The organism is Ilyobacter sp., assembly GCF_041583315.1.
Lineage (GTDB): Bacteria > Fusobacteriota > Fusobacteriia > Fusobacteriales > Fusobacteriaceae > Ilyobacter.
This window is the reverse complement of sequence record NZ_JBFHGC010000176.1, coordinates 1-4,978: the sequence shown is the minus strand read 5'-3', so window position 1 is coordinate 4,978 and position 4,978 is coordinate 1. Positions and strand designations below refer to the sequence as shown.

At 37.5% G+C, this 4,978-nt stretch carries 4 protein-coding genes; 3 read left to right on the top strand and 1 reads right to left on the bottom strand.

What is annotated here, in order from left to right; genetic code table 11:
- Positions 1-377 precede the first annotated feature (377 nt).
- Complete coding sequence (locus ABZA26_RS07435) at positions 378-1,154, bottom strand: type III pantothenate kinase (protein ID WP_372713888.1); 777 nt, start codon at positions 1,152-1,154, stop codon at positions 378-380.
- Positions 1,155-1,349: 195 nt separating this feature from the next.
- Between ABZA26_RS07435 and ABZA26_RS07430 the strand changes: the two genes are divergently transcribed.
- The 3 genes from ABZA26_RS07430 (at position 1,350) to ABZA26_RS07420 (ending at position 4,742) form a co-directional block, all read left to right on the top strand.
- Positions 1,350-2,042 carry a hypothetical protein gene (locus ABZA26_RS07430; RefSeq protein WP_372713887.1) on the top strand — a complete coding sequence of 231 codons (693 nt, stop codon included), beginning with the start codon at positions 1,350-1,352 and terminating at the stop codon, positions 2,040-2,042.
- Between the two features lie 103 nt (positions 2,043-2,145).
- A complete protein-coding gene (locus ABZA26_RS07425) occupies positions 2,146-3,321 on the top strand; it encodes a nucleotidyltransferase (RefSeq protein WP_372713886.1) in 1,176 nt (391 codons plus the stop codon).
- A 98-nt stretch (positions 3,322-3,419) separates the two neighbouring features.
- Positions 3,420-4,742, top strand: coding sequence for an MFS transporter (locus tag ABZA26_RS07420; RefSeq protein WP_372713885.1), 1,323 nt, complete (start codon positions 3,420-3,422; stop codon positions 4,740-4,742).
- Positions 4,743-4,978 lie beyond the last annotated feature (236 nt).

Here is a 4,978-nt window from a genome sequence, read left to right as displayed (position 1 = left end):
CATTGACAAAATCAGCATTAAAAATGACCGCAGTAAAATACTTAGAAAAAATCGACTGTTTGAGCGTAGCGAGTTTCGAGTTTTTCTTGGATTTTCAAGGTTATTTAGCTGATTTTTCACAGCCTTGAACTTTTGGTTACTTTTCTTTCAAGAGAAAAGTAACAGAGTCTAGAAAAATTCAATAGTTTTATTCAGTGATTAAATAGAAGAGGGGCAAAGGGAAGTGGTTTATCTTAAATTCACTTGTTAGAGTTTTGAAAATAATCGGATTAAATACTGGGAAATAAAAATACAGGGCTGCAACAAGTAGTGCAATCCTGTATTTTTAATTTGAAATCTAAATGAAGAATAAAAGTAGATAAATAAAACTTTATCTTTTATTTATTATTTTTGTTTTGGTGGTATATGGTGAAAAGACCCTGGACGCTGAGGTCTGAACAGTATTCATCAATCTCCTCGATTTCTCCTGAAAGAACTCTTCCTAATCCTCCTGTAGCTATTACATAAGGGTTATCAACCTCTTCTTTTATCTTTTTGATAATATGTTTTATCTGACCTGCATAACCGAAGAATATTCCCGCCTTTATCTGATCTACAGTGTCTTTACCAAGGATTGAATCTGGTTTTCCAAATTTAACCTTTGGAAGCTTTGCAGTACTTCCGTAGAGAGAATTTATAGACATCTCAATACCTGGGAGGATACCTCCTCCTATATAGACTCCGTCAACAAGGACTTCATAAGTGGTGGCAGTACCGAAATCAAAGATAACAAGGTTTCTGTCAGGGTAAAGAGTCAGAGCCTGAGTGATGTCTATAATCCTGTCAGCACCAAAACCTATGGGGTTCATGTTGTCAGCAAAGGTAAAAGGAAGCTTTAAGGAAAGATCAACGACGATAGGATCTATTTTGAAATATTTTCTTCCTAGGAAATCGAATATTGTCAAAAGGCTTGGAACAACTGATGAAACTACTATGCCCTTAACATCCTGAAGATCAATATTGTTGAATTTTGTAATATTTCTGAGGTATGAAAAAAATTCATCTTCAGTGAGTTTTTCATTGGATGAAACTCTGAAGGTGAGCAGGACTTCACCACTGTCGTTTAAAACACCTGAAACGATGTGGGTGTTTCCTATATCAAAAGCTAAGAGCATAATTATTCCTCCTGAATAAATGATTTACCCCTATTATAGTATAGAGGAAAATAAAATTCAAATAAATTCGATAATATGTCTCAAAGAGAGGGAACATGTATACTGAATATATAATTAATTTTTTTATATCGGAGGAAAAGCAGAGATTGTTTTGAAGGATATATTATGAAATCTATGGACAGGGATGGTGATAAAATGAAGAAGATAATGATCATAGCAATGATGTCGATGCTCTTATCATGTGCATCTATACACCCGGGTAAGTACGGGAAACAGATAAGAGAAGACGGGAGCATAGCTGAGAAGAGAAAGGCTCCAACTCAGGCAGGACTCCTCATAAGCGGTGATATGGAAAAAGCCATGAGCAGTGATTTTTATAAATTTATGGTATTTACCGTGGAAAACAAAACAGGAAATATAGCAAAGGTGTCTGATGTAAATGTTGATTTTCATAATGAGAAGTTTAACAGAGAGATAAAAATAACTTCAGGTCAGGAACTGAGCAAATGGTATGATGCAACCATGGCTGAAAAGAGAAGAAAAGAGCAAAACAGAAGTACAGGATTCACTTTTGCTGCAATCGGCGGTGGTCTGCTGGCTGCATTTACAGACAACAGCTGGAGTAACGTGGGAGTGGCTCTGTTGGCAGGTGGAGTGGCATCCCTCACAATAGATGAACTGTATAAAAGTAAAAAAGAACTGGAAAGAGGAAAGGTATTTCCAGACGCACACCTCATGTCTGGTGAGTTTCAGGTACCTGCAGGGCTCTACGAGAGAAAATGGGTGGTATTCAATGTGATAGACAAGGATAACCTTCCGGAAAGTCTTGAAGTGAGCTATATGATAAACGGCAGAGAGGAAAGAGTCTTTGTTCCAATCAAATGGTAGGAATTGAAATAAAAATTATGTTATAATCTGTAAAAGGGTGTGAAAGATGTTTCACACCCTTTTGTGAGGATAAATATATAGATAAACTTTGAGGAGTTGAAATATGAAAGCTACAGGAGTGGTGGTAGAATATAATCCTTTTCATAACGGACACAAATATCATCTGGAAAAAGCCAGAGAAAAGGGTATAGGGGATGTGGTAATAGCAGCAATGAGCGGGGATTTTCTCCAGCGGGGAGAACCTGGGATAGTAAATAAATGGAAAAGGGCTGAAATGGCTCTCAGAAGCGGTGTGGACATAGTGGCAGAGCTTCCGGCATACTATTCCAATCAGAGTGCAGAGATATTTGCCAGAGGAGCTGTGGGGATATTAGGAGCTCTCGGTGTAAGTGACATAGTCTTCGGATCTGAAAGCGGAGAGATAGAAAGACTCAAAAGTATAGCTGCTCTGGAAGAAAATGAGGAGTTTCAGACTTATCTGAAAGAGGAGCTAGGAAGAGGGAGTTCATATCCAACTTCTTTTGCAGCGGCAATAGAAAAGGTAACAGGAGAAAAGGGATATATGACACCCAATGACATATTGGGGACTGAATATGTGAGAAGTATAATTAAATTGGGTGTGGATATAAATCCAATAGCCATAAAAAGAGAGGGGACAGGATACCATTCCCATGATATAGAGGGAGAGATAGCCAGTGCCACTGCCATCAGAAAAATGCTGGTAGAAAAGAGCGGAAAGATAAAGAATCTGGTTCCAGACCCGGTGTATGAAATTCTGACTGATGAGTTTGGACAGGGGAAATGTGCATGGCTTCATGAATTTTATCCCATACTCAGACATGAGATAATACTTCATAAAGATTCTCTCGATAAGATACAGGATATAGAGGCTGGTTTTGAAAACCGTCTTTATGAGGCAGCTATTAAAAACAGAGAATTCAACAAGTTTTACGGGGATATAATGACTAAAAGATACACTAATGCCAGAATCCAGAGAATACTGACTCATATACTCCTGGGAATAACCGTAAAAATAACAGAAGATGCCAAGATGGGAGTTCCCTATGTAAGGATACTGGGATTCAACGAAAAAGGTGGGAAATACCTCAAAAGCATAAGAGGCAAGACAGGTATAGAGGTCTTTACGACCCTAAAAAATGTATCTAAAAAACTCTCAGGAAGAGAAAAAGAACTTCTGGATTTTAATGAAAGATGCAGCATGATATACACTGTAATAAAGGAGTATGAGGAGAGGAAAACTCCGATTATTATAAAATAGACTTGTGATAAATCCAGAATAATTTAACTGAAAAAACTATTATAGTGATCTATGAAGATACAGAAGTGTTTTTGCAGATTTTACATCGAGGGGGAACAATGGAAAAAAGATTACCGATGAGTGTGCAGTTATTTTATGGTATAGGGGTGAGCTATGCCATAGTAGATCAGATATTTGCCCAGTGGGTTTTATATTATTACCTTCCGCCGGAAAATTCAGGGATAAAGCCTCTTATGGCCCCTATACTAATATCTCTGGCTCTGGTACTGTCCAGATTTGTGGATATGGTTTCTGATCCTTTGGTGGGTTATCTCTCAGATAAATCAAACAGCAGATGGGGTCGTAGAATACCTTTCATAGCTGCCGGAAGTATACCTTTGGGACTTTCAACAGTGGCATTTTTCTATCCTGTAAAGGGAGGAGGGATAGACACTTTCCTATATTTATCTCTTGTAGGGTCGGTATTTTTTATTTTTTATACCATTGTAGGGGCACCTTACAACGCCCTTATTCCAGAGATAGGAAACACACCTGAAGAAAGGCTGAATCTTTCTACCTGGCAGTCAGTGTTTAGGCTTATTTATACAGCCATAGCCATGATACTACCAGGGATACTTATAAAGGTACTAGGAAAAGGGGATACAGAAACAGGAATAAGAATGATGGTTATACTTCTCAGTATCGTGTCAGTATTGGGGGCCTATGTCACAGTATTTTTAGTTCCTGAGAAAAAATATTCCCACGGAGAGATATCAAAAACAACTTTAAAGGAATCTTTAAAAATACTTTTTCATGACAGGTCATTTATATACTACCTTTTAGGACTTCTCTTCTTTTTTGTGGGGTTCAATATTCTGAGAGCTTCTATGAACTATTATGTGGAAGATATAATGGGAATGGGTAAAGGTGCTATAACAGCGGCAGCAGCCGTATTGTTTGGTACATCAGCACTCTTCTTTTACCCTACAAACAGACTAGCCAAAAGAGTGGGGTACAGAAAACTCATGCTTTCAGCTCTTGCTACGCTGGCCTGTTTGTCTATTGTTCTTTACAATCTGGGAAAAGGAATTCCAGTCAATGCCGGGTTTTATATCTTTGCCCTCATGGGTATACCTGTTTCAGGTGCGGCATTTATATTTCCACCTGCAATGCTTAGTGAGATAAGTACTCACATAAGTGAGAAGAGTGGTCATAAAATAGAGGGGATGTGCTTTGGAATACAGGGATTTTTTCTCAAGATGGCTTTCCTTATATCCATAGCCTTGCTTCCTATAATACTCGTAGCAGGAGGAGGGAATATAATACAGGCTATAATAACAAGTCCGGAAGGTGTATCTAGGTCGGGGGTTTATACCACTGCACTTTTTTCTGCGGGGTCTTTTATGATTTCCTTTATATTTTATTTTCTTTATAAAGAGTAAAAAAGGAAGAAAATGATTTTCAGAGAAGATAATCAATGATTTGGATAAAAACTTTAGTGAAGAATTTTATTTTTATCTGTTGGATTAAATTAAAGTATTGAATTTCTATAAACTCTGTTACTTTTCTCTTGAAAGAAAAGTAACCAAAAGTTCAAGGCTGTGAAAAATCAGCTAAATAACCTTGAAAATCCAAGAAAAACTCGAAACTCACTTCGTTCAGACAGTCGATTTTTTCT